This is a genomic window from Algoriphagus sp., assembly GCF_024642405.1.
In the GTDB taxonomy this organism is placed as follows: Bacteria; Bacteroidota; Bacteroidia; order Cytophagales; family Cyclobacteriaceae; genus Algoriphagus.
Window position 1 is genome coordinate 15,318 of sequence record NZ_JAHEBC010000069.1, and the last position, 694, is coordinate 16,011.

The window sequence follows — 694 nt, forward strand, 5'->3', positions numbered from 1 at the left end:
AGCAAATCAGTCCAAATACTTTTGTACATATCAGCTATCTGAATACGGATGATTTTGGCAAAGTTGCCTGCAATGGAATGATCGTATTAAATTCAGGAGAAGCATTGGTTTTTGACACTCCTGCTATGATGAAGCAAGTCTGGAATTGATCAATTGGCTGGAAAAAGATCAAAAAGCAAAAGTCAAAGGAGTCATTGCCACACACTTCCATTGGGATTGCTTGGGAGGATTAAACGAATTTCACAAAAAAGATATCCCATCCTATGCGACTGATAAAACCATCAAGTTTGCCAAAGCGGAAGGATATCCAATTCCTAAAAATGGCTTCAAGAAAAAACTGAATCTTCAAGCTGGAAATTTAAATGTGATCAACCAATTCCTAGGAGAAGGACATACGAAAGACAATTTCGTAGCCTATGTCCCTTCCGATAAAGTAATCTTCGGTGGTTGTATGATTAAAGCTTTAGGAGCTGGAAATGGGAATCTTGAAGATGCTAATGTAGCTGAATGGTCTGTCACAGTCTCAAAAATAAAGACCACTTTTCCTGAAACCAAAATCGTCATTCCTGGTCATGGTAAAATCGGAGGGATGGAATTACTGGATTATACAATTGAGTTATTTTCAAAGTAAATACTTTGATCAACTGAACTCTTGACTTTATTATTTCATTAGAAAATTGGAACCTGAAATTAA

General features: G+C 36.5%; 1 protein-coding gene. It reads left to right on the forward strand.

The window, feature by feature from the left end:
- Positions 1-145 precede the first annotated feature (145 nt).
- A complete protein-coding gene (bla, locus tag Q0L68_RS07565) occupies positions 146-631 on the forward strand; it encodes a subclass B1 metallo-beta-lactamase (protein ID WP_296701343.1) in 486 nt (161 codons plus the stop codon).
- Positions 632-694 lie beyond the last annotated feature (63 nt).